Annotated in this window: 22 protein-coding genes; 6 read left to right on the top strand and 16 right to left on the bottom strand. The window is 69.2% G+C overall.

Annotation, left to right across the window (positions count from 1 at the left end; genetic code table 11):
• Positions 1 to 42 precede the first annotated feature (42 nt).
• The 8 genes from ABWO17_RS08545 to ABWO17_RS08510 all read right to left on the bottom strand — a co-directional run bounded on the left by ABWO17_RS08545 (position 43) and on the right by ABWO17_RS08510 (position 7,421).
• Entirely contained in the window at positions 43 to 1,524 is a 1,482-nt protein-coding gene (locus tag ABWO17_RS08545; protein WP_353117570.1) for a Jag N-terminal domain-containing protein, read from the bottom strand.
• A gap of 159 nt (positions 1,525 to 1,683) precedes the next feature.
• Complete coding sequence (gene yidC / locus ABWO17_RS08540; protein ID WP_353117568.1) at positions 1,684 to 3,294, bottom strand: membrane protein insertase YidC; 1,611 nt, start codon at positions 3,292 to 3,294, stop codon at positions 1,684 to 1,686.
• Complete coding sequence (yidD, locus tag ABWO17_RS08535; RefSeq protein WP_353117566.1) at positions 3,284 to 3,601, bottom strand: membrane protein insertion efficiency factor YidD; 318 nt, start codon at positions 3,599 to 3,601, stop codon at positions 3,284 to 3,286. The genes yidC and yidD overlap by 11 nt, the downstream gene beginning before the upstream one ends.
• On the bottom strand, positions 3,598 to 4,140 hold the full coding sequence (rnpA, locus tag ABWO17_RS08530) for a ribonuclease P protein component (RefSeq protein WP_353118214.1): 543 nt from the start codon (positions 4,138 to 4,140) through the stop codon (positions 3,598 to 3,600). The genes yidD and rnpA overlap by 4 nt, the downstream gene beginning before the upstream one ends.
• Positions 4,128 to 4,265 (bottom strand): 50S ribosomal protein L34, encoded by a 138-nt coding sequence (rpmH, locus tag ABWO17_RS08525; protein ID WP_084559536.1) that lies wholly within the window; start codon positions 4,263 to 4,265, stop codon positions 4,128 to 4,130. The genes rnpA and rpmH overlap by 13 nt, the downstream gene beginning before the upstream one ends.
• A gap of 576 nt (positions 4,266 to 4,841) precedes the next feature.
• A complete protein-coding gene (locus ABWO17_RS08520) occupies positions 4,842 to 5,888 on the bottom strand; it encodes a FlgO family outer membrane protein (RefSeq protein ID WP_353117563.1) in 1,047 nt (348 codons plus the stop codon).
• 77 nt (positions 5,889 to 5,965) lie between these two features.
• Positions 5,966 to 6,598 (bottom strand): hypothetical protein, encoded by a 633-nt coding sequence (locus ABWO17_RS08515; protein WP_353117561.1) that lies wholly within the window; start codon positions 6,596 to 6,598, stop codon positions 5,966 to 5,968.
• Positions 6,599 to 7,007: 409 nt separating this feature from the next.
• Positions 7,008 to 7,421 carry an Hpt domain-containing protein gene (locus ABWO17_RS08510; RefSeq protein ID WP_353117559.1) on the bottom strand — a complete coding sequence of 138 codons (414 nt, stop codon included), beginning with the start codon at positions 7,419 to 7,421 and terminating at the stop codon, positions 7,008 to 7,010.
• Between ABWO17_RS08510 and ABWO17_RS08505 the strand changes: the two genes are divergently transcribed.
• The 3 genes from ABWO17_RS08505 to ABWO17_RS08495 all read left to right on the top strand — a co-directional run bounded on the left by ABWO17_RS08505 (position 7,405) and on the right by ABWO17_RS08495 (position 9,565).
• Positions 7,405 to 7,602 carry a hypothetical protein gene (locus ABWO17_RS08505; protein WP_353117557.1) on the top strand — a complete coding sequence of 66 codons (198 nt, stop codon included), beginning with the start codon at positions 7,405 to 7,407 and terminating at the stop codon, positions 7,600 to 7,602. The two genes, ABWO17_RS08510 and ABWO17_RS08505, sit on opposite strands and share 17 nt — an antisense overlap.
• A gap of 147 nt (positions 7,603 to 7,749) precedes the next feature.
• Entirely contained in the window at positions 7,750 to 8,571 is an 822-nt protein-coding gene (locus ABWO17_RS08500; protein WP_353117555.1) for a NikL family nickel/cobalt ECF transporter subunit, read from the top strand.
• A 343-nt stretch (positions 8,572 to 8,914) separates the two neighbouring features.
• Positions 8,915 to 9,565, top strand: coding sequence for a hypothetical protein (locus ABWO17_RS08495; RefSeq protein ID WP_353117553.1), 651 nt, complete (start codon positions 8,915 to 8,917; stop codon positions 9,563 to 9,565).
• 174 nt (positions 9,566 to 9,739) lie between these two features.
• On the opposite strand, the gene ABWO17_RS08490 is transcribed toward ABWO17_RS08495, so the two are convergent.
• The 6 genes from ABWO17_RS08490 to ABWO17_RS08465 all read right to left on the bottom strand — a co-directional run bounded on the left by ABWO17_RS08490 (position 9,740) and on the right by ABWO17_RS08465 (position 16,024).
• Complete coding sequence (locus ABWO17_RS08490; RefSeq protein WP_353117551.1) at positions 9,740 to 10,678, bottom strand: deoxyribonuclease IV; 939 nt, start codon at positions 10,676 to 10,678, stop codon at positions 9,740 to 9,742.
• Between the two features lie 559 nt (positions 10,679 to 11,237).
• Positions 11,238 to 12,728 carry a dihydrolipoyl dehydrogenase family protein gene (locus tag ABWO17_RS08485; RefSeq protein ID WP_353117549.1) on the bottom strand — a complete coding sequence of 497 codons (1,491 nt, stop codon included), beginning with the start codon at positions 12,726 to 12,728 and terminating at the stop codon, positions 11,238 to 11,240.
• Entirely contained in the window at positions 12,706 to 13,476 is a 771-nt protein-coding gene (locus tag ABWO17_RS08480; RefSeq protein ID WP_353117547.1) for a TVP38/TMEM64 family protein, read from the bottom strand. The genes ABWO17_RS08485 and ABWO17_RS08480 overlap by 23 nt, the downstream gene beginning before the upstream one ends.
• Positions 13,457 to 14,599: a glucokinase gene (locus ABWO17_RS08475; protein ID WP_353117546.1), complete on the bottom strand. Its 1,143-nt coding sequence runs from the start codon at positions 14,597 to 14,599 to the stop codon at positions 13,457 to 13,459. The genes ABWO17_RS08480 and ABWO17_RS08475 overlap by 20 nt, the downstream gene beginning before the upstream one ends.
• Positions 14,600 to 14,681: 82 nt before the next feature.
• Positions 14,682 to 15,023 carry a PilZ domain-containing protein gene (locus ABWO17_RS08470; protein ID WP_353117544.1) on the bottom strand — a complete coding sequence of 114 codons (342 nt, stop codon included), beginning with the start codon at positions 15,021 to 15,023 and terminating at the stop codon, positions 14,682 to 14,684.
• A gap of 221 nt (positions 15,024 to 15,244) precedes the next feature.
• Positions 15,245 to 16,024: a hypothetical protein gene (locus ABWO17_RS08465; protein WP_353117542.1), complete on the bottom strand. Its 780-nt coding sequence runs from the start codon at positions 16,022 to 16,024 to the stop codon at positions 15,245 to 15,247.
• A 150-nt stretch (positions 16,025 to 16,174) separates the two neighbouring features.
• Between ABWO17_RS08465 and ABWO17_RS08460 the strand changes: the two genes are divergently transcribed.
• Both ABWO17_RS08460 and thpR read left to right on the top strand, forming a co-directional pair.
• Positions 16,175 to 16,813: a CinA family protein gene (locus tag ABWO17_RS08460; RefSeq protein ID WP_353117540.1), complete on the top strand. Its 639-nt coding sequence runs from the start codon at positions 16,175 to 16,177 to the stop codon at positions 16,811 to 16,813.
• Between the two features lie 105 nt (positions 16,814 to 16,918).
• Entirely contained in the window at positions 16,919 to 17,731 is an 813-nt protein-coding gene (gene thpR, locus ABWO17_RS08455; RefSeq protein WP_353117538.1) for an RNA 2',3'-cyclic phosphodiesterase, read from the top strand.
• 517 nt (positions 17,732 to 18,248) lie between these two features.
• Here the strand turns inward: thpR and ABWO17_RS08450 are convergent.
• Positions 18,249 to 18,776 (bottom strand): hypothetical protein, encoded by a 528-nt coding sequence (locus tag ABWO17_RS08450; RefSeq protein WP_353117536.1) that lies wholly within the window; start codon positions 18,774 to 18,776, stop codon positions 18,249 to 18,251.
• Between the two features lie 284 nt (positions 18,777 to 19,060).
• Between ABWO17_RS08450 and ABWO17_RS08445 the strand changes: the two genes are divergently transcribed.
• Positions 19,061 to 19,504 carry a universal stress protein gene (locus ABWO17_RS08445; protein ID WP_353117534.1) on the top strand — a complete coding sequence of 148 codons (444 nt, stop codon included), beginning with the start codon at positions 19,061 to 19,063 and terminating at the stop codon, positions 19,502 to 19,504.
• 241 nt (positions 19,505 to 19,745) lie between these two features.
• Here the strand turns inward: ABWO17_RS08445 and ABWO17_RS08440 are convergent, their stop codons facing one another.
• Positions 19,746 to 21,125 carry an NAD(P)/FAD-dependent oxidoreductase gene (locus ABWO17_RS08440; RefSeq protein ID WP_353117532.1) on the bottom strand — a complete coding sequence of 460 codons (1,380 nt, stop codon included), beginning with the start codon at positions 21,123 to 21,125 and terminating at the stop codon, positions 19,746 to 19,748.
• Between the last annotated feature and the right edge of the window lie 302 nt (positions 21,126 to 21,427).

Here is a 21,427-nt window from a genome sequence, read left to right as displayed (position 1 = left end):
GGTCGGAAGCCAACGGGCGAAAGGACAATTTGGGGACAGCCCCTACCCTTTTTTCTTGCGCATGATGATCACCCGCTTCAGCGGGCCGTCGCCCTTGCTGCGGGTGACCACCTCTTCGTCGTCCTGCAACGTCACGTGCACCACCCGGCGGTGGTACGAGCTGAGCGGACGGGTGGACTGCGGCTTGCCGGTGGCGCGCACCTTTTCGGCCAGGTGCAGGGCGATGTCGCGCAGCTTGTCGTCCTGGCGTTCGCGGTAGTCGCCGGAATCCAGCTGCACCCGCACCGAGGCGCCAAGGCGGCGCGAGACGATGCGCGAGGCCAAGTACTGCAACGCCGACAGGGTCTGCCCTTCGCGGCCGATGAGCAGCCCGGAATTCTCGCCGCAATCCACGGAAACGTTGACGCGGCCTTCGGCCAGTTCCACGGTGAAGCCCGCCTCGCCGATGACCGGGGTAACCAGGCGTTCCATGACCTCCACGGCCACCTGGGTCACCTGCTCCCGGTCCAGCTGTTCCAGCGGAATTTCCGGCAGGCCGTCGCCGCCGTGCTCGTCGGCGTCGTCCAGCATGTCGAGGCCCAGGGCGGCATCACCGGCGAGTTGTTCGGGCCTTGCGGGCCGGCCCGGCCTCTCCGGCCTGCCCGGTCTGTCGAGTCTGTCGGGTCTGCCCGGTCTGTCGATCCGCTCGGCCCGCTCTGGACGTTCCGCTCGTTCGCCGTTGCGGCGAGGGCCGCCGCGTCGGTCCTGCTGACCCGGTTGTCCGTTGGCGTCGCCATCCTGCGGCTGGCGCGCGGGACGCTCTCCACGCGGTGCCTGCGGCGCACGGGGTGCGCGGGCGGGTCTGCCGTCGGGACGGGAATCTTCGGACGCAGCACCATCAGCGGCCTCGCCGTTGGCATCGCGAGGCTGGCTTGGCTGATCGCCGTTGTCGCCACGGGTCTCACCGTCACGTTCGCGGCGGCCACGTCCACCACGGCGGCGACGACGACCATTGCGCTCGCCATCCGGCCTGCGCTCGTCGTCCTCGTCACCGGGTTCGGCGTCGGTTCGGGCATCGGCCCCGGCGGCGGGATCGGCCATGGCCGGAGCGGCTTCGCCGCGTTCACGGCGGGGCCTGTCGTCACGCGGGTGGGGGGGGCGATCTTCGCGGGGGCGGGAAGCGCGACCGGCACGGGCCTCGGCGGCTTCCGTCTCCGGCGTTGCCACGATGGCTCGCGCGTCACGGGGCTGCGCGGGAGAGGATGCGTCGTTGGTGCCGTTGGAATCTGGGGCGGAAGCAGCCGACTGGCCAGACTGTCCAGACTGGCCAGGCTGACCAGACGGGGCCAGGCGGCCTATCTGCCCGATCTGGGCACGGCGCGCGCGGATCATGGCCTTGCGGGCACCCACGATGCCGAAGATACCGGACTTGGCATCCTGGACAATGTCTATCTCGAGCTTCTCGCGAGGGGCGTCGAAGTAGGAGCAGGCCTCGCGAATGGCATCGTCGAGGCTTTTCCCCTGAAACTCCTTGTATCCATCCATGCTGTCACCTCGAAGTGGGAGGGAGGGGGGCGGAGCGGAAGGTGCCTTGCGGGCGGCTGGCCCGCCGCGCGGTCATGTGCCCGTCATGCGGACGCGCGACCGGCGCATGGCCGCCCCTCCGCCCGCGCAGGGCGGACGGAGGGGGGCGAAAGGGACTTCCTATGCCTTGCGGAGCATCCACCACTGCTGCGCGATGGACAGCACGTTGTTGCACAGCCAGTACACCACGAGGCCCGACGGGAAGCTCAGGAACATGAAGGTGAACACCACGGGCATGAACATCATGATCTTGGCCTGGGTCGGATCGCCGGGGGCGGGCGTCAGCTTCTGCTGCAACAGCATGGTGGCGCCCATGACGATGGGGGTGATGTAGTAGGGGTCCTTGGCCGAAAGGTCGGCCAGCCAGACCATGTCGGTGAACGGCAGATGCGTGATGAACGAGGCGTGGCGCAGTTCTATGGCGTTCAGCAGTGCCTGGTACAGGCCGAAGAAGACGGGAATCTGCACCAGCATGGGCAGGCAGCCGCCCGCCGGGTTGACCTTGTAGGTCTTGTACAGGCGCATCATCTCTTCGTTCATCTTCTCGCGGTCGTCGCCGTGCTTTTCACGCAGCTTCTGGAGCATGGGCTGAAGCTTCTTCATCTGCTCCATGGACTTGTAGCTCTTGTGCGAAAGCGGCCAGAACACCAGCTTGATGAGCACGGTCAGCAGAATGATGGCCACGCCGTAGTTGCCCACGTACTTGTGGAAGAACTCCAGCATGTCCACCAGCGGACGGGCGATGATGCTGAACCAGCCGAGGTTGATGGCCTCGGACAGCTGATTGGGCGCTTCCTTCAGCAGGCCGCGTTCCTTGGGGCCGATCCAGTAGCTGCACGCGGCGGTGGTTTCGCCGCCCGCGGGAATGGACACGTCGCCGCGTTCCATGGCCACGCGGTACACGCCTTCCTGCAGCTTGCCCTTCAGGGTCACGCCGGTGGTGTCGGCCGGGGCCGCCGCCACCAGGAAGTAGTTGCTCATCACCGCGCCCCAGCTCAGGGTGCCGGTTTCCAGCACGCCCTTCTCGAGGTCGGAGGCGCTGGTCTTTTCGCTGAACGAACCCTCGTGCAGCCAGGCCACGCGGGTATGATCGTACTGGCCGCCGTTGGGCGACAGGTTGCCCGTGCCCACGGTAAAGCCCAGGCGCACGGTGCGCGCATCGGCCAGGGGGGCCAGGCGCACCTTTTCGGAAATAAGGTAGGTGTCGGCGCTGAAGGTCAGCTCGCGCACCACGCGCACGCCGTCCACCTCTCCGGTGAAGGTCAGCACGCCGGACTGCCCGGCGGCCAGCGCCAGGTCGCCGCCGTCGAAGGACCACTGACCGGTGCTCCACGAAGGCTGGCCGTTGATCAGCAGGCCCAGGGGCGACATGACCGTGGCGGCGGTGTCCACCAGGTCCACGGCCGGGGCGCCGGCAGTGATGGCCGTCCGGTAGCGCGTCAGGCTGAAATGCTTCAACACGCCGCCGCCGGAATGCAGCACGGCCTTGTACAGCGGCGTGGTTACCGTCACCTCGCGCCCGGCGGAGGGCAGGAAGACGGGGGTTTCGGGGCGGGGAGCGGGCGCGGTGGCCTGCTCGGCCGACTGGGAGGCAGCCTGGGGGGCGGCCTGTTCCTGTTGGGTCTGGGGAGCGGGCTGACCGTTCCAACCCATGTGATCGGCAAGGTAGCTCCAGCCCACGAGGACCACGAAGCTCAAGGCGATGGCGATGATGGCGCGCTTACTTTCCATGGGAGATCGACAGCTCCTGTGCTGTTGCGTGTCTGGCTGTTGCGGTGGCGGAAGCGCCGGGGGCGGCGCATCCGGAATGCCGGGGCGGGGGCACGGGATCATACCCGCCTGCGCACCACGGGTGGCAGCGCAGCAACCGCCGGCAGGCCAGCAGCAGGCCGCGCACGACGCCGTGCGTCAGCACGGCCTCTGCGGCGTAGGCGGAACAGGTCGGCACGTACCGGCAGGCGGGCGGAAGGCAAGGCGAGATGAAGCGCTGGTAGCAGCGGATGGGCCACACGACCAGTTCGCGCGGTAAGGTGCTCATTGCGCTCCGGTTTCCGCCTCGCGGGCCGTGTCTGGCCGGACCTCGTCGGTGGGGGCGGTGCCTGATGGGGCCGAGCGCGGCGCTGCCGCTTCGGGTCCGGAAGGCACCGGTCCGGAACCAACCGCCACGGCTGCCTCCGGCCTGTGGGCGCCGGTGCGGTCGTCCGCGCCGTGGTGGGCGCGAAGTTCCGGCAGCAGGGGCAGGAGTTCCTGGGTGACGAGGGCGAGTGTGACCCGCTCGGGCTTGAGGTGGCGCTTGGGCACCACGATGACGTCCACGCCATCGGGCATCAAGGCGCGGTGGAGCCGGAAAAACTCGCGCAGCACCCGCTTGACGCGGTTACGCCGCACAGCCGACCCCGTCTTCCTGGTAACGGCCAGCCCCAGGCGCCACCCTTCCGGGCTGGCCGTGCGTTCCAGGTCGAATAGGACGAACAGGACGAAATGCTTGGTAAAAAGACGGCGTCCCTTGTCGTAGCAGGTCGTGTAGTCGGGCCTGCGGACAAGCCGATTGTGCCGGGGAAAGACTAGAGAGCTAATCTCTTGCGCCCCTTGGCACGACGACGACGAATGACGGCGCGGCCGTTGACGGTGCTCATGCGGACGCGGAAGCCGCAGGTACGCTTGCGGCGGATCTTGCTGGGCTGGTAGGTTCTCTTCGACATGGAATTTCTCCTTCAAAAAATATGAACGGACCTGTTTACCCGGTATGCAGGCCCGCGTCAAGCGCGGGCTGACACTGGCGGGCACGGTGCCGCATGCGGCCAAAGGGTGGCCTATCGTGCACGGCGAGCCGGACAGACAGGGGTGAGCCCAATCGGGCAGGGCCAAGCCAGACCAAGCCAGACCAAGCCAAGCAGGACCAGGCAAGACCAGGCAAGACCAGGCAGGACCAGGCAGGACCAGGCAGGACCAGACCGGGCGGACAGGCAAGGTCCGTCTCCGGCACCGCAGACATAGGCCCTTCGGGCTTGGAATTCAAGTGAAATCGACGCGGCGGCCCATCCCCGCCAGTGTTGCCACGCCCTTCTGCCGCACGCCTTCACGCCGTCCGGCCCCATGGGGACAGGCAACGCACCATGCGAAAGGCCCGGCTGCACCCCATGCAGGGTGCGCGCCGGGCCTTTGCGAGCATTCCGGGCGTACCGTCGAACATCCCCGCCTCACCCATCGCACCTGCCTGCAAGGATACTGCCCCCAACGGAGCGCGCCCGCAGGACGGCGGACAATGGCGGGACCGCCTATGCGTCCGGCTTGGTGCCTGCCTTGGCCGAGGGCTTGGGCGCGGCCTTGGCGGCCGGTTTCGCGGCGGACTTGCCATCGGCCTTCCTGGCCGGGGCCTTGGCGGCTTGCTTCTGCGCGGCAGGTTTCTTGACCGCCTGCTTTTGGGCCGGGGCCGCCTTTTTGGCAACGGGCTTGCCCGCAGTGGCCGAAGACTTGGACCCGATGGGCGGGAAATCCTTGAGCAGCGGCATGGCCGCCGGGTCCGTGGACGCCCCCGAAGCCGATGAAGGTACGGCAACCGGCGCGGGGTAAACCGGACGACCACCCGATTGTGCCGACGCGCCAGTCGCGCCGGGCACCGCAACCGCCGCCTGCGGGGCCATGGCCACCGCCGCGCCGGAAAACGCCTGGCGCCGCCCGGCATACTGGCTCCACGGGTCGCCCTGCCCGGCCATCATCCTGCGCGTGTCGCCGCGCACGGGCAGGTGGTACTCGTAGGCGGCCATCACCGCCGCATCGTCCAGCCGCACCACCCGCAACGAAACATAGGCCGTGCCGCCCGCCAGCGAATAGGTACCCACCAGCGCCGCCTGGGCATCGTATTCCGATTGCATCAGCCTGGTGGCGTCGCGCGAGAGCAGAAATTCGCCTTGCGGGGTGAAAGTCAGCGCCCGGCCCATGCGCGCCTCGAGCACGCGGTAGCCATGCTGCCCCAGGCGCGAGGCCACCTGCTGCATGGTCACCCGGCCAAAGGGCGTGCTGCGCTCCAGATTGTCCACGTCGGCCAGGGTGGCCACAAGGATGGGGCTGCCCGTGCTCACGCGCGAGGCCATCACCGCGTGCAGCGCATCGGCGGCGTAGGTGTTGGCGTTGAGCAGTTCCGAGCCTTCCGGCGGGTTGACCAGCACTCCGTCGGGCGCGGCGGGCTGGCGCGCGGCGGCACCCACGGGACCGGCGTCGGCCCGCGCAGGGGCGGCGTGCAGCGTAAGGGCCAGCAATCCGGCCACGAGCACCGTGGCCAGAGCAACCTGAAACAACTTGGAATATTTGCTGGATGCGGACATGCGTCGCCTCCCGGTCTGTGCGGTTGCGAAAACACGGCGGAAATCCGCAGCCCGTGCTTTCGGCTGTTCGGTGTGCCCTACCTGTTGACCATGGGCACGCTGCGCGACCGGAAGGGCCGCACGGTGTGGCCGGGCGCGTCGGGGTCCACGTACTTGCCAAGCTCGTCCCCGCGCACCACGAATCCGTCCGCCGTATGAATGACGTAGCGGTTGCCGTGCCACATGGTGGTGGTCAGCACCACTTCCCACCTGGCGTCGGGGTTGGCGGTGGCATCGGTCACGGAGCGCTGCGGCCCGACGGGCACCGCGTGCACCGCGAAGTCCAGCTCCACCGAATCATCCTCCGGCGCCAGCGTAACCTGCATCCCCCGCGACACCAGTTCGGTGGCCAGCAGGTTCTGATAGGCCAGCGCGAAGGGCCGGGCGTTGGGCGGGGTGATGCGCACGGGCAGGGCCACGAGGTCCCTGCGGTCATCCAGGGCCTTGTACACCCGCAGGGCCGTGGCCGTGGCCATGCGGCTCCAGTCGTCGGGTTCGCTGATGGAACGTCCGGAACGGGTATCGGCAAAGGGTTTGTCGGGCACGTTGCGCGGCGGCGGCGTGACCGCCGGACCGCACAGGCCTGGGGCGGCGGGAACGGACACGGCAAGAGCCACGGCCAACAGCAGGGCGCGGGCAAGGCCACGGAGTACACGAGAACGGCGAAGCATGGGACTACCTTCCGAAAGGGTCGCGGCGGAGTGGCGCACCCCGTCGGAAACCTCATCGGCCGGATGTGGTTTTGCTTTAGACCGCCCGCACGTCGATTGCCCGACACGGACAACGCACGGCTGCGGGGGAAGCCCGTGAATGAAAGAGAAAACAGGCCGTGGCGCGGGCTGGCCGCAGAATGATCGACGATGTGGATGGACGAGGCGGAGGGGCGAAGCACGTTGGCGAGGCGAGTTGACGAGGCGGATGGAAGGGCCGACCGGGTGCCCGGACCGCATGTGCAGACCAGTACTGCGACGGACCAACCGTTACGGAAGCCGCCGAAGAGGGGAATGGTTGCGCCCTGCGGCGGCTGGCGCCATGGTGCACGGCGGCAAGGCGCTACCGGCCCAGCACGGCGGCAAGGCGCTACTGGCCCAGCACGGCGGCAAGGCGCGCCAGGGCCGTACGCAGATGGCTTACCGCCGCCGAGGCATCGTCCCGCGCGGAAGAACACGGGGCATCGCCATCCGCAGCATCCCGCTGCCGCAGCAGCCGTTCCAGCCTGCTGGCGGCAAAACGCACCTCTTCGGCCCCCACGTTGGCGGCCTCGCTCTTCAGCCGGTGGGCGTGCAAACGCATGGTCACCGCATCGCCGTTGCGCCAGGCTTCGGTCAAGGCATCCAGCATTCCGGCCACCTCCACGGTCATCAACGCCAGAAGCTGGCCGTAGCTATCGGCATCCAGCTCCAGACGCCGCATGGCGCCGGACCGGTCCAGAACCGGATGATCCGGTGCGCCCGTATCCGGCGCGTCCGGCACCGGCATGGTCGAGGTCGGCACGGTGGGTTCCGGCATGGTCGGGGCCGTCACTGGGGTGTCACCAGCCGTGCGGGCAACACCTGTCGAGCCGGAGGGGTTGCCCTTCCCGCTGTTCCCGCTGTTCCCGCTGTCACTGCTGTTCGGATTTTCGTCCTTCATCCGCCTGCCCTTCTTCCTGAAGGTGATATCACCAAGCAGATAGCCTCAACGGCGTGCGCAGGCAAGCAAAAGGCGCCCAATGCTGATCGGCGCGGACGGAACGCGTGGCACGATTCTACAGATCGCACACTTGGCGTTTGAATTTTGCCAAAAAAAGATGCATGCCAAGGGGCAACACGCAGGAGGCACCATGCATTGCGAACAGACCCGGATTCCCGCCCGCACGCCGCTACGCGGCATCTTTTTCACCGCCGCCCCCACGCCGCCCGCCGTCACGGCGGACGCGCCCACCGTATCCCGCATCCTTGGCGTGCCCCACCGGGCAACGGCACGCACGGCTGCACTGCTCGCGCTCCTGCTCGTGGGTGCGGTGCTGCTGGGGCAGGCAAGCCCGGCCCTGGCCCACCGGGTGAACATCTTTGCCTGGGTGGAAGGCGGCGCCATCCGCTGCGAAAGTTCCTTCAGCAGCGGCAACCCCGCCCGCGACGCCAAGGTTACCGCCACGCTGGCGGGCAGCGCCACGGTGATGGGCACCGCCGTCACCGACGCCAAAGGCCGCTGCACCCTGCCCATCACCCCGGAACTGCGCGCGGCCAAGGGCGACCTGATCATCGAGGTGCAGGCTGGCGAAGGTCACCGCAACACCTGGACCATGCCCGCCGAGGAATACCTGGCCGCGCCGGTGGGGACGGTTGCGTCGGCATCTCCCACCGCCCCTGCCGCAGCGCCCGCGCCCACGCAGGCCGCCACAGACACCCCTGCGGCGCAGGATGCCCCGCAGGCCGCCGCCCCGGCATCCGCAGCCGGTGGGGCTTACAAGGGCGCGGCACCGGACGAGGCCGCCCTGCGGCGCATCGTGGCCGAGGCCGTGGCCGAACAGGTGGCCCCGTTGCGCCATTCGCTCGCGGCCATGCAGTCCGGCGGTCCGCGCATGGCCGACGTGGCGGGGGGCATTGGGTACATCGTGGGGCTGGCGGGCATCGCCCTGTGGGCGCGCTCGCGCCGCCGCTGACGGCACGAAAACGAAGCGGCCAGGCATACGTCCTGCCCGGCCCGCCGCCGCGCGCGTTTCGCGCACATTTTCGCAACACGCAGGTCCGCAGCATTTGTCGGGCCTGCGTGTTGCGGCATGGTACGGCATGCCGCGCCGCCCCTGTCCACCGTTGCGCCAACGTACCCGTTCCGCCCGATTCGCCCGATTCGGCATCCACAAGGCCGGCCGGTTCGGCATCCGCAAGGCCCGTCCGAAAGCGCCCCGTGGCCCCAGCGCCCGGTTGCGCTTGCCCGCAAAACCGCCTATGCACCTGCCGTTCGCGCCCAGCCGCGCGCCACGCAACCCACCGCAGCGAGGCACCATGGCCGCTCCCGACGCCAAGAAACTGAAGAAACGCATCGCCGAAATCCGCCGTCGCAAGGCCGAGCGGACGATGGACCCCTTTTCGCAGACCCTCCACGATTTCTGCCGCCCGCTGCTGGCCGTGGCCGAAGAATTGAGCGGCCCGGAGAACGCCGTGAGCCTGGGCGTGTTCGCCTGGAACGCGGCCTTCCTGCCCGATGAGCGCTGGCGCGCCAACCTGCGCCTGTCGCTGGTGCGCTTCGGCCTGACCGATGACGCGCAGGAGGCGCTGGAAGGCATCGTGGAGGAAATGATCCGCCAGAAGCGGCTGATGTTCCCGGATGACCGCCGGGTGGTGACGCGCTTCGACGCCACGGCGCGGGACGGCAAGGTGTTTGTGGAAGCGGCGCACCGCACCGCCACCAAGGAACTGATGCCCCACCTGCTGCCGGAATACACGGTCACCGCGCCCGGCACGGATGCCTGCGGGACCGACTGCGCGGGGTGCCCGTCTTCAGGGACTGGCGATACGGGCGGATGCCCGTCGGGCGGGACCTGTCCTTCCTCGATGCAGCCGGGTTCCCTGCTGCCGGGGCAGACCGTGCCCCAGGCCGACACGGAAGCCGCTCCGGCGGTCGATATCGCCGACGGCAAGGACCAGCCCGCGTAACAGGGCGGTTCCCGCCACGGAAAACCGGCGCGTCTTACGCATCAGGCGCGTCTTACGCATCAGGCGCGTCTTACGCATCTGGCGCATCTGGCGCGTCTTACGCATCTGGCGCATCTGGCGCGCCCCACGCATCTGGCCCTTCCGGCGCATCCGTCCAGCCAGACCGGGACGCGTCTACGTCTTCGGTCCTTCCCTGTCGGGCGCGCCCTCGTCACGCAGCACCTCGTCGGGGTCCCTTCCCGCCGCCAGGGCGCGCAGCACCCGCAGGTTGCGGCGGTCCTCGGTCAGATCCTTGCCCTTGTGCGTTTCCAGCACCATGGGGTGGGCGGCAAAGCGCGGGTCGCGCACCAGCCGGGCAAATCCGGCGCCCCCCACGTGGCCCAGCCCGATGTGCGCGTGCCGGTCGCTGCGGGCGCCGCAGGGCGTGGCGCTGTCATTGACGTGGAACAAACGCACCCGCCCAAGGCCCACCGCGCCATCCACCGCCGCCACCAGCCGCGCATAGCCTTCCTGCGTGGCCAGGTCGTACCCGGCGGCGCAGGCGTGGGCCGTATCGATGCACACCCCCAGCCGTTCGCGGGCCGGGCAGGCATCGACAATGCGCCCAAGGTCCGCCACGTCGCCCCCCAGACAGGTGCCCTGCCCGGCGGTGTTTTCCAGCAACACGCCCACGCCATCGGCATGGGGATACAGGCGCCCCGCCGCGTTGAAGGCTTCGGCCAGCCGCGCGGCCACCCGAAGCCCCCCCTGTTCCACGGCCTGCCCGCCATTGCCTGCCAGATGCGCTCCGGGATGCAGCACCACCCACGGAATGCCCAGCAGCCCGCACCGCCCCATCTCTTGGGCCAGCCCGCGCACCGAGCGTGAACCGGCGTCCTCGTCAGGCGAGGCGAGATTGAACAGGTACGAGGCGTGCGAGGCCACGAAGCCCCCGCCCCACCCGGCCACGGCAGCGCGAAAGCGTGCGGCGTCACTGTCCGAAAGATCGGGCACCTCCCACCGCCGCTGGTTGGCCGTGAACACCTGCAAGGCCTGCGCCCCCACCGCCACGGCGTGGTCCACCGCGCGCCAGATACCTCCGGCCACGGACATGTGCGCTCCGAACAACGGCATCGGCATCATCCCTGTATCATTGAGTGTTGCATGCATCTGCGCCGCGCGTGACGTTAGCCATGTGGCCATGGCTCCGTTCCGTGCCGGTTCGTCCTATCCCGTGCGGCTTCGCACATCCGTACCGTTGCATGCGGGCACGCCGCACCATCGCGGAACGGCAAGCCCCCGTGGCGCATGGACGTCCCCCTGCATGGCAGCGCATCCCATGCGCCACGCATAGGGGGCCCCTACCGCATTCCCTACCGAAGAATTTAGCGTTCTGCCCAATATCGCACAGTGCATGAGCGTGCTAGACAGGCATCATCGAAGGAAGCCGCGAACCGCGCATCCTTCCTCAACATGCCCCCGGAACAGCCCCCGGAGACGGTACCCCCGCTTCTGCCACCGTCTTCGGGGGCACTTCATTGCCCGCCGGACAGCGACATGACGGCGACATGCGCGGCGCAGTGCACCACGCCCCGGCGGCCCGCCGCATGACGGCGCAGTGCACCACGCCCCGGCGGCCCGCCGCATGACGGCGCAAAGCGGCCTGCCGCATGACGGCGCAAAGCGCCTGGGCTCACCCCCGATAGCCGAACAGCAGGCGCAGCAGCCTGCGCGCCCCGGCGGAAAACAGCACCCGCGACACCACGTTGCCCGCCGCGCGGGCCGAAATCTCACCCAGCGTGGGATAGGGATGCACAGCCCCGGCCAGCGCGGAAAGACGCACCCCGCCACCCAGCACCGCCACCCATTCGTTCAGCACCTCGCCCGCGTGCGGCCCCACGGCCTGCACGCCCAGCACCCTGTTGCTTCCCTTGCGCAGCACCAGCTTCAGGCGGCCTTCGGGCGTGCCTTCGGCCAGGGCTCGGTCGTTGGCGGCAAAGGACTCCACATGCACGTCCACGGGCAGGCCGCGCTCGGCGGCCATGCGCTCGTTGCAGCCCACCGAAGCCAGTTCCGGATCGGTGAAGGTACACCACGGCATGCGCGCATGGTCCGCCCGGCGCGGCAGGCGCAGCACCGCATTGGCCACCACCACCCCGGCCTCGTGCCCTGCCGCGTGGGTAAACAGCCACTCGCCGGTCACATCCCCGGCCGCGAAAATGTGCGACTGGCTGGTGCGCATGCGCCCGTCCACGGTGATGCCGCCGTTCTTCCCGGTGGCCACGCCCGCCGCCGCAAGGTCCAGCCCGGCAGTTTCCGGAGTGCGGCCCAGGGCCGCCAGCAACCGGTCCGCCCGCACCACAAGCGGTCCGCGCCCCTCGCCCAGGGGGACGTCCAGTTCCGCCTCCACGCCCTTCCCGGCTCCGCCATTTCCGTCAGCCTCGCCAGCCACCGCGCGCAGCAGCTTCACCGTGGCACCGGCCAGCACGCGCACCCCATCGGCGGCCAGGGCGGCGTGCACCACCCCCGCCATGTCCGCGTCGTCGCGCGGGAGAATGCGCGGGCCGCGCAGCACCATGGTCACGCGCGACCCCAGCCGGGCGAAGGCCTGGGCCATCTCGCAGGCCATGGGACCGCCGCCCAGCACCAGCAGCGAGGCAGGCAGCGCATCCAGCGAAAAGAGTTCGCGGTTGGTCAGGAAGGACACGGAATCCAGCCCGGGCAGGGGTGGCAGCTGGGCCGACGACCCGGTGGCGATGAGGATGCGCGCCGCACGTACCCGCCGTCCGCCGATGTCCACGGTGTGTTCGTCGCAAAAACGCGCCGGGCCGAAGTGCACGTCCACCCCCAGCCCGGCGAAGCGCTGCGGCGAATCGTGGCGCTGGATGACGGCCTGCACCTCGCGGATGCGCCGGGCCACGGCGACAAAGTCCACCGGGTCCAGTTCCGGCACGGGCAGGCCGAAGAACGCGGCGCGGCGCATGACATGACGCGCCCTGGCCGTGGCCAGCAGCGTCTTGCTGGGCACGCAGCCATGGTGCAGGCAATCGCCGCCCAAGGCGGCTTCCCGCTCGGCCAGCACCACCCGCGCGCCGAAGCGCCCCGCTCCCGCCGCCGCCGTCAGTCCGGCAGCGCCGCCGCCGATGACCAACAGATCGACATCATGCCGTGGGGTTCGGGCCATTGTCGTCCTCCTCGGCGTGCCGTTTTTCCGCGACCGGATCGTTGACCGGTGCCGCGCGGCGTGAACGCACCCGTTCCAGAACCTTGCGCGCCACCAGCGGAAACACTCCCAGCAGAGTCATGGCCACCAGCAATCCCGGCGACAGCACGTCGCCCGCAGACGTCAGGGAACCCAGTTCGCGCCCGGCATTCACGTACACCGCCGTACCGGGCAACATGCCCACCAGCGACACCCAGAAATAGGTGCGCGCGGGCATGGCCGTCAGGCCCATCAGCAGGTTGACCAGAAAGAAGGGAAACACGGGCACCAGGCGCAGCCCGAACAGGTAGAACGCCCCGTCGCGGGCCAGCCCCTCATCCAGGCGGGCCATGCGATGGCCGAAGCGGCGGCGCACCGCATCGCGGAACACGTAGCGTGCGCCCAGGAAGGCCAGTGTGGCCCCCACGGTGCTGGACAACGAGGTGGCCCACAGCGTGGTCCAGAAACCGAACACCGCCGCGCCCGCCAAGGTCAGGGCCGTGGCCCACGGCAGCGACAACGCGGCGGAAGCCACGTACACCGCCATGTAGGCCCCCACGGACAATACCGGGCTGGCGCCGTGCCAGGCCACCAGTTGCGCCTGCGACGCCTTCAGCCGGGCCAGCGACAGCCATTCGCCAAGGCCCGACCACCACGCCGCCCCAAGGCAGGCCGCCACCGCCAGTACCAGCAGGCCGCGCCGCGCCGTGTCAGTCCATACCGGACGCATGAGGTTCCTTTGCGGTTTGCCGGGCCGCCGTCGGGCCACGGTTAGCGGGGTTGGCCGGGGTGACCTGCCGGGTAACGCCATGGGGAACGTTCAGGGCGCCGTACAGGGCCGCGCCCAGCAGCCCGGCGTCGGGGCTGCGCACCAGGCGCACCGGCACCCCGCGCAACAGGTCGGCGTGGGTATCGCTTTGGCGAAAGGCTTCGGCAAAAGCCGGATGCGTCACCAGCGCGGGCATGGCGGCGGCTACCCCACCGGCAATGAACAGCCCGCCCAGGGTCAGGGTTTCCAGCACGTAGTCGCGGCAGGCGCGGCCATAGAACCGGGCGAACCAGGTGAGCACCGAGCGAAGGCCGTCATCGTCCCCGCAAGACATCAGGCGGGCCGCCACCTCGGCGGGCTCCAGCCACTGGCCGGTGTGGAAGGCGTGCAGCAGGCGCAGGCCGGGGCCGGACACCACCAGATCGCCGATGACCTGACGTCCGGTATGGGCACGGACGAACGCCGCAAAGGCCATTTCCCGCTCGTCCGTGAAGGGGAACAGGGCGTGCCCCCCTTCCGAGGGCAAGGCGCGGGGCGGCATGCCTGCACCGGACGGGGGCAGCAGCAGGCACTTGCCAAGGCCCGTGCCCGCGCCCACCACGGCGGTGGGGGCGTCCGGCACGGGATGCCCGTCCAGCACGTCCACCACGTCCAGCGCTGCCGGACGCAGGCAGGCGTAAGCCTGGGCCACGAAATCGTTGATCAGCAGCACCGGGGGCAGGGGCGGCATATCCGGCGCACGCAGCGCCGGGTCGTCCAGGTCCACCGCCCAGGGGATGTTGGGCGGCGCGCACCTGCGCCCGTCGCGCACCGGTCCCGCCACGGCCAGCACCAGCAGTGCCGGGGGCATGGCGCCCGCGCCCGAAGCATCCGCCCCAGAAGCTTGTGGGGGCGCGAACAACCTTGGCTCCTCGGCGGCGGCCCGGCGCAGCAGATCGGCAAAGGACGCCGCACGCGCGGTGGGCAGACGCACCCCGCACAGGTGGTCTTGCGGGCGCGGCACGTCGCCGCGCGCCAGCCCGTCCGTCTCGTACAGGGCAAAGCGGCTGTTGGTGCCGCCAATGTCTGCCGCCAGCACGCGCATGCGCCGCTCTCCTTTCGCGCGGACATGCCGCGCGCCCTGCTCGTTACGGCCCACGGAGGGCGGCCCGGAGCATTCCGACGTGCTACGTCAAACCGGTGAGCGCCCGCAAAAAGGCGTTGGCCTCGGGCGACACCGCCGAAAAACTCAGCCGCACGTCGTTGCCGGTGCCGCGCACCACGCGGGCGGGCAGCCCCATCTCCTCACCCTTGGCGTTCTGCACGAACAGCGTGCACACGGTGCCTTCGGGAAACTTGCCGCGCACGGCGCACCGCGCGCCGGTAAGGCTGACGTCCCAGGTCATCACCGTGAAGCCGTACCCGGAAATCTCGATGCGCCCCTTGTACCGTCCGGCCACGCGGGCGGCGCGCCTGCGCTCGCCGCCGGTCTTGGCTGCGGGTGCGGCGTCCTGCTGTTTCGCTTCCATCCGTGTTCCCCTCCTGCATGACATCGCCACGCGCGGCCCCTGCGCGCGGCGTGTCGTCTGATGTGCATCGGACGCACGGCCTGCCCCATACCGACCATGCGTCCCCTCTCCGTGATTCCACCGTGCCTGTCCGGGCGCTGGAACAACCAGTCGCCGGGATAGGCGCAAGATCGGGTGTCAGGCTGACCGGGGGGCAGCCCAAAGTGTGCCCGCGAAAAATGTCATGCCTGTGACTGCTCCACGCGGGCCAATGCCGCGGTCGCCCGGTCCCGCCGTTCACGCCAGATGCGGCGCGCCAGGGCACGCAGGCTGCGCGCCGCCGTGGCGGGCGCCGGCAGATCCGGCAGGTCCGGCAGTTGGGGCACGCTCTCGTCCAGACGGGGCAGGGCCAGCGTGGCGTCCAGCGCGCACGAGTACCCTTCCATGCCGCTGCCCGCCACCTTCAGCTTTTCCTGCCCTTCCACGTCCAGTGCGCGGGCCATGCCCAGCACGCACGAGGGTGAATGGTCGCGGTTGGCCTTGTCCACCATGCGGTTGATCTCTGCCGCCCACTGGCGATACCGCCGATAGCCCAGCCTGCGCACCTTGCCCGTCCTTCCCGGCACGGTGGCGGCAACGCCGTTGACATACTCGTCGAAGGCGCGCCAGGTGTCCTCGTACACGTCCAGCAGCAGCTTTTCGTACCGGCCGGAACGGGTCCAGGCAAAGGGCACGTCGCGATGCGGGCAGGCCTCCGTGCCGCCCGCCAGTTGCATGAAGTCCACGGGCACCCCCAGGGCGTGCCACAACTGCCCGGCCATGTCCGCCCCGGTAAGCAGCTCCGCCAGCCATCCGGCATGGCACAGGGCACGCCGGGAGGCCCGGCGCAGTTCCTCCTCGCGCGAGCGGAACAGTTCCATCTCTTCATCCACGGCCTTGCGGGCGGAAAAGAAGGTCTCGGCCATTTCGCTGAGCACTTCGTCCTGCAGGGCCGAAACCATTTCCTCACGCTGGTCGGTCATCGCATCTCCATGACTGCTGGTCGGCCATCAGAGTAGCAGCGCGCGCAGCCCGTAGCAAGCCTGCCCCTTGCCGGAACCGTTTCCTCGGTGGTAGCCGGGCGGAAGGGGCGGTGCATGCCGCACCGCCTGCCCCCATGCACCGGAGACAAGATGCCCACCACGCCGTTCGCCATGCCTTGCCCGCAGCATTCATCCGATACCACCCCGCCTGAACAGGCTGGCCCGGCTGGCATGTCTGGCCCGTCTGGCATGTCTGGCCCGGCTGGCCCGGCTGGCTCAGTCATGCCATCGCCCAGCGACACGCACGCCCGCGTCCGGTTGCTGGGCCAGAGCCTGGCTGCCCGGGGGGCCACACTGGCCACGGCGGAATCGTGCACCGGCGGGCTTATCGCGGCCCGCTGCACCGATGTGCCGGGCAGTTCCACGTGGTTCACCGGGGGGGTGGTGGCCTATGCCAACGAGGTGAAGCGCGACGTGCTGGGAGTGGCCCCGGACCTGCTGGCCGCCCACGGCGCGGTGAGCGAGCCGGTGGTGCGCGCCATGGTCGCCGGGGTACGCCGCCTGACCGGTGCCCGCCTTGCCGTGGCCGTTTCCGGGGTGGCCGGTCCAGATGGCGGCACCCCGGAAAAACCCGTGGGCACGGTGTGGGTGGCCGTGGCCGATGGAGAGAACGTGCAGGCCCGGCGCTTTCTGTTTTCCGGCGACAGGGCCGCCGTGCGCAACGCCACGGTGGATGCCGCAGTGGAAATGCTGCTGGACGTGCTGCCAGACGTGTTGCCGAACGGGTGACCGGACAGGCAACCTGCGCGGGCACCGACAACACGCCATGCGCAGGGACACGTCATCCGCAAGGACACGTCATCCGCAGGGACACGTCACGAACAGGGGAACACCATGACCGGGGACACGCGAACGGCGCAGGGAAAGACCTGGCGCGGCGCACCCGCGAATCCTGACGGGTCCGGCGCGGATTCGAACCGCCCGATCCGCTGCTTCGTGGGGCTGCCCCTGCCCCCGCAATGGCAGGACCGCCTGGCCGCACTGCGCACCGACCTGCACGCGCCCTGCGCCGACGCCGACACGACCGGCCCCGACGCGCACGCCCCGGCACTGGCCGATCTGCTGCGCCGCCTGCGCTGGACGCCCCCCGGCAACTGGCACCTGACCCTGCGTTTTCTGGGCGACATGCCCGTCCCCCGCTGCGCCGAGGTGGCGGACGCACTGCGAACCATCAGCTTTGCGCCCCTGCAACTGGCCGTGGGCAAGGCGGGGGTGTTCCCGGCCCGGGGGGTTCCGCGTGTGTTGTGGCTGGGGCTGGCGCGTGGCGCACCGGAATGCGCGGCCCTGGCCGGGGCGGTCAACGCGGCCCTTGTTCGCCTGGGGTTCGCGCCGGAGGACCGGCCCTTTGCCCCGCACCTTACCCTGGCCCGAGTGCGCGAGGCCCGACGCGACGGCGAGCGCCACGGTGCCGCATGTCGCGACGGCGAATCGGCATCCCCGCCCCGCCTGTATTCCCCCCGGGCGATGACAGACGCGCGCGACGCCCTGCTGGCCGCCATCGACACCCGGATCAACCGCGCTCCAACCAGCCGCGCCGCATCGCCATGGCCAGACTGCACCGTACGCGAAATGGTGCTGTGGCGCAGCGACCTTGGCGGCACCCACCCGGTGTACACCCCCCTGGCGGTACTGCCCGCCCAAGCCTGACGCGGGCGTGAAGCGGACGTCACGCGCACGTGACCGCCAGATGCGACAATGGCGTGGGCCATGTCCCCCGTCCCGACCCCTGCCCGACGAACCGGCTTCCGCCCGGCAGGCCCCAGGCCGGTCACCCACCCCGCAAGCGGCCCATGCCGCCATTGCCGATGCCGCTTTCGATGCCGCCTGTTTGAATTTACCCTTTCCCGTCTGCGTCCTGTTCTTCGTATCTCCCTGCAAAAAAATGAAAAACGCCGCGCCCGAAGGCGCGACGTTCATGCCGCTGGCCATGTCCTGCCCCCGCCGAAGCGAACGCGGGCATGGCATCAAGGCAACTCAGGATTCTTCCGCAGGGGATCCCCGCAAAAAAAAACGATACGCCCAGACTTTTACCGCCATGAGGATTTTTGTTCTCTGCCAAGGAAGAAAGCTTTTTTGTTACGGGAGCATACTCTTATCGTATTCGACCGGAACAAAAAACATTCTGACGCAGGCAGAGGGCAAAAGGACCATGGCGGCGACAGCCCTACGAGGCGTAATCGCCCCTGTTGAACTTGAACTTCTCCGTGGCGGCCATCACTTCGAGTTCGTTGACCACGGCCGCGAGCCCTTCGTGGTCGGAAAGGTTGGGCATGGTCTGCTTCAGGTCACGCAGCGAACTGTCGATGCCTTGCAGCATCGAGTACGCATCACGCAGTCCTCCGGTTGACGTCCCCTGCCCCAGTTCGCGGGCATAGGCGTCCCAGTTGTTCAGCAGACCGTCCAGTTGCTCCATGGCCTGGTCGAGGCCGGTCGAATCCGCAGTGGCGTCAACACCATCCACGGACGAAACCATGAGCAGCGGGTCGATGCCCGCGGCCCCCGGCGGCACCACCGACGCAGCGGACTGCGCCGATTCGGTTCCGCCAAGCTCTTGCGAGAGCAGCGCGCCGAAGTCGCCGACGGCATTGGCGCCGCCGGTGCTCTTTCGTTGCGTCGACTCCTGCCGTTGCAGGGCCTCCAGTTGTTCCGTGCCGATCTTCATGACGTCCCCCATGTCAGGGATGTAGCGCATGTCGTGCATGCAGGGTACGCCCGTGGTCAAGCAAGAACCCTGCCACGGGGGCCACGCGCGCAACATGCTGAAATTTCTGGCCCACCCCCAGCACAACGGGCTTGCAACGGCGCGAAAGGCGGGAAAAAGCTGCCGGGCGGCACGGCTTGCCCACAAGGCAACACTACGCATCAAATCGACCCTTGTCTATTTCGCCCTCAAGGCATACTGTAAGTATACGAAGAGGTTCAGACTGCCACCCGGCCCCGCGAGGGGCACGGAACCCGTAACCTGGGAGAAACACCATGAAGGACTTCAAGAAGATTCTTTGCGCGGTGGACTTTTCCGAGCACAGCAAGGATGTCGCCGAATATGCCGCCTCTCTCGCCAAGATGACCGGCGGATCGGTGGTGGTGCTGTACGCAGCGCCCTCGCTCAGCCAGTACGTGGGCTTTCACGTGCCGCCGAACTCCATCGAGAACTTCGTGGGCGAAATCGTTTCCGGCGCGGAAAAGGCCATGGAATCGTTCGTGGCCGAAAACTTTCCGGGCATCAAGGCCGAAGGCCGCATCGTCACCGGCTATGCGGCGGAAGAAATCCTGGGCATCGCGGACAAGGAAGGCGCGGACGTGATCATCATGGGCACCCATGGCCGCAAGGGCCTGGACCGCATCCTGTTCGGCTCGGTGGCGGAAAAGGTGGTCAAGAGCGCCCGCCAGCCAGTGCTGACCATCCGCCCTTCGGCGTAGTTCCGGGCTGAACGGCTTCGGGCCTCTTGGTTGGTCCGTGCGGCTTCGGCCCGCGCGACTCCGGTGGCCTGACCGCACCTGCCCGTGTGCCGGACGCCACGGCACCGCCGGGTGCGGCAAGGAACAGCAGCAAGAAGGCAAGAGCAAGGGCCGTCGCGAACAGTTCGCGGCGGCCCTTTTCCCGTTTCTTCAGCCCCCTGCCGGAGGCACGATCCGGACGGAAGGCCCGCCTGCGTGGCGTTTACGTCCCGGCGGAATCCCCCGAGCCTCCCGGACCCGCGTCCCCGGCATCAGTTGCTTCCGCCACTTCCGGCGGGGCCTCGCACACCGCATCATCCATGGCCACGCGCGGCAGGATGAGCCGCACCGACCGTTCGAAAAACAGGTAGTCCCACGCCCAGTTCACCAGCACGAACAGCCGGTTGCGGAAACCGATCAGATAGGCCAGGTGCACGAACAGCCACAGCACCCACGCACCCAGCCCGGAAAAGGCAAAACGCCCCAGCCGCACCACCGCCGCCTGCCGCCCGATAGTGGCCATGGCCCCCTTGTCCCGGTAGCGGAAAGGCTTGGCCTTGCCCCCTTGCAACAGGCGCAGCACGTTGGCCGCCGCGTGGCGGCCCTGCTGGGTGGCGTTGGGGGCGATCATGGGCGGGTTCTGCCCATCCGGCAGCGCAAGGTCGCCCACCACGTGGATTTCCGGGTGTCCGTCCACCTGAAGCGTGGGCAGCACCGGCACGCGCCCGCCACGCCCCACGGGCAGGCCCATGGCGGCGGCAACGTCGTGCCCGCGCACCCCGGCGGTCCAGGCCACGGTGCAGGTGGCGATGCGCAGCCCCTCGCCCAGGCGCACGTCGGTGGGGCCAACCTCGGCCACCCCGGCCCTGGTGCGCACTTCCACGCCCATCAGGGCCAGCCGGTCGCGGGCATAGGTGCGCAACTGTTCGGGAAAGCCGGTCAGCAGGCCGTCCGCCACCTCCAGCAGCACGATGCGCGGGGGCGTCTTGCCCGCCAGTTCCGGAAAGTCGCGCGCCAGCGGGGTGCGCACCAGTTCCGCCAGTGCACCGGCGAATTCCACCCCGGTGGGGCCTCCGCCCACCACGGTGAAGGTGAGCAGCGCGGCGCGCCGGGCTGGGTCCTCCGTCAGGCTGGCCCGCTCGAAGCAGGCCAGGATGTGGTTGCGCAGCCGCACCGCGTCTTCCAGCGATTTCAGGGTGTAGGCGTTCTCTGCCGCACCCGGCACCCCGAAGAACGAGGTAAGGCTGCCGGGCGCAAGGATGAGATGGTCGTAGGGAATATCAGGCCCGTCGGTGTGCAGCACCCGGCGTGCCGCGTCCACGCCGCGCACGTCCGCCAGCGCCACGCTGACCCGCTGCTGCCTCCGGAACACCCCGCGCAGGGGATAGGCGATCTGCTCCGGCTCGATCTCCGCCGCCGCCACCTGGTACAGCAACGGCAGGAAGGTGTGATAGTTGTTGCGGTCCACCAGCACCACGTCCACCCGGCCCGACCGTGCCAGACGCCGCGCCGCCCACAGCCCGCCAAAGCCGCCGCCCACGATGACCACGCGGGGCCTGCCGGTACCGCGCGCAAACCTGTCCGTATCGTTTCGGCCGATCATGTCCGCCTCCGTATATGCTGTCCCGTGAGTATCCGACGAAAATCGTCCCGGTCGCGGGCCGCTTGCCGCCAATCCAGGAGTACATGCCGCGTGCGGTCACGCGGCCATTCTTCACGATACACGCACCCGACGGACAGCGGCAAGGGGGCAAGGGGGCAAGGGGCCGGGCATGGCATGCGTCCGGTGCAGGGGAGGCAGGGACCGCGCACGCAGGGCAAGGGCTGGCACACCCCGGCTGCGCGCCGCCTCTTGCGCAGTGCGGGCGCCTTGGACTATCTGAGGGGTCTTCCGCGACGGCGGGC

The sequence above is a fragment of the Nitratidesulfovibrio sp. genome (genome assembly GCF_040373385.1).
GTDB lineage: Bacteria > Desulfobacterota > Desulfovibrionia > Desulfovibrionales > Desulfovibrionaceae > Cupidesulfovibrio.
This window is presented reverse-complemented; position numbering and strand designations above follow the sequence as displayed.

Excerpts from the sequence above, each read along its gene's own strand:
- ABWO17_RS08545 (WP_353117570.1), bottom strand. The coding sequence starts at position 1,524 with ATGGATGGATACAAGGAGTTTCAGGGGAAAAGCCTCGACGATGCCATT.
- yidC (WP_353117568.1), bottom strand. The coding sequence starts at position 3,294 with ATGGAAAGTAAGCGCGCCATCATCGCCATCGCCTTGAGCTTCGTGGTC.
- yidD (WP_353117566.1), bottom strand. The coding sequence starts at position 3,601 with ATGAGCACCTTACCGCGCGAACTGGTCGTGTGGCCCATCCGCTGCTAC.
- rpmH (WP_084559536.1), bottom strand. The coding sequence starts at position 4,265 with ATGTCGAAGAGAACCTACCAGCCCAGCAAGATCCGCCGCAAGCGTACC.
- ABWO17_RS08520 (WP_353117563.1), bottom strand. The coding sequence starts at position 5,888 with ATGTCCGCATCCAGCAAATATTCCAAGTTGTTTCAGGTTGCTCTGGCC.
- ABWO17_RS08515 (WP_353117561.1), bottom strand. The coding sequence starts at position 6,598 with ATGCTTCGCCGTTCTCGTGTACTCCGTGGCCTTGCCCGCGCCCTGCTG.
- ABWO17_RS08505 (WP_353117557.1), top strand. The coding sequence starts at position 7,405 with ATGGTCGAGGTCGGCACGGTGGGTTCCGGCATGGTCGGGGCCGTCACT.
- ABWO17_RS08500 (WP_353117555.1), top strand. The coding sequence starts at position 7,750 with ATGCATTGCGAACAGACCCGGATTCCCGCCCGCACGCCGCTACGCGGC.
- ABWO17_RS08495 (WP_353117553.1), top strand. The coding sequence starts at position 8,915 with ATGGCCGCTCCCGACGCCAAGAAACTGAAGAAACGCATCGCCGAAATC.
- ABWO17_RS08490 (WP_353117551.1), bottom strand. The coding sequence starts at position 10,678 with ATGCCGTTGTTCGGAGCGCACATGTCCGTGGCCGGAGGTATCTGGCGC.
- ABWO17_RS08485 (WP_353117549.1), bottom strand. The coding sequence starts at position 12,728 with ATGGCCCGAACCCCACGGCATGATGTCGATCTGTTGGTCATCGGCGGC.
- ABWO17_RS08480 (WP_353117547.1), bottom strand. The coding sequence starts at position 13,476 with ATGCGTCCGGTATGGACTGACACGGCGCGGCGCGGCCTGCTGGTACTG.
- ABWO17_RS08475 (WP_353117546.1), bottom strand. The coding sequence starts at position 14,599 with ATGCGCGTGCTGGCGGCAGACATTGGCGGCACCAACAGCCGCTTTGCC.
- ABWO17_RS08470 (WP_353117544.1), bottom strand. The coding sequence starts at position 15,023 with ATGGAAGCGAAACAGCAGGACGCCGCACCCGCAGCCAAGACCGGCGGC.
- ABWO17_RS08465 (WP_353117542.1), bottom strand. The coding sequence starts at position 16,024 with ATGACCGACCAGCGTGAGGAAATGGTTTCGGCCCTGCAGGACGAAGTG.
- ABWO17_RS08460 (WP_353117540.1), top strand. The coding sequence starts at position 16,175 with ATGCCCACCACGCCGTTCGCCATGCCTTGCCCGCAGCATTCATCCGAT.
- thpR (WP_353117538.1), top strand. The coding sequence starts at position 16,919 with ATGACCGGGGACACGCGAACGGCGCAGGGAAAGACCTGGCGCGGCGCA.
- ABWO17_RS08450 (WP_353117536.1), bottom strand. The coding sequence starts at position 18,776 with ATGCGCTACATCCCTGACATGGGGGACGTCATGAAGATCGGCACGGAA.
- ABWO17_RS08445 (WP_353117534.1), top strand. The coding sequence starts at position 19,061 with ATGAAGGACTTCAAGAAGATTCTTTGCGCGGTGGACTTTTCCGAGCAC.
- ABWO17_RS08440 (WP_353117532.1), bottom strand. The coding sequence starts at position 21,125 with ATGATCGGCCGAAACGATACGGACAGGTTTGCGCGCGGTACCGGCAGG.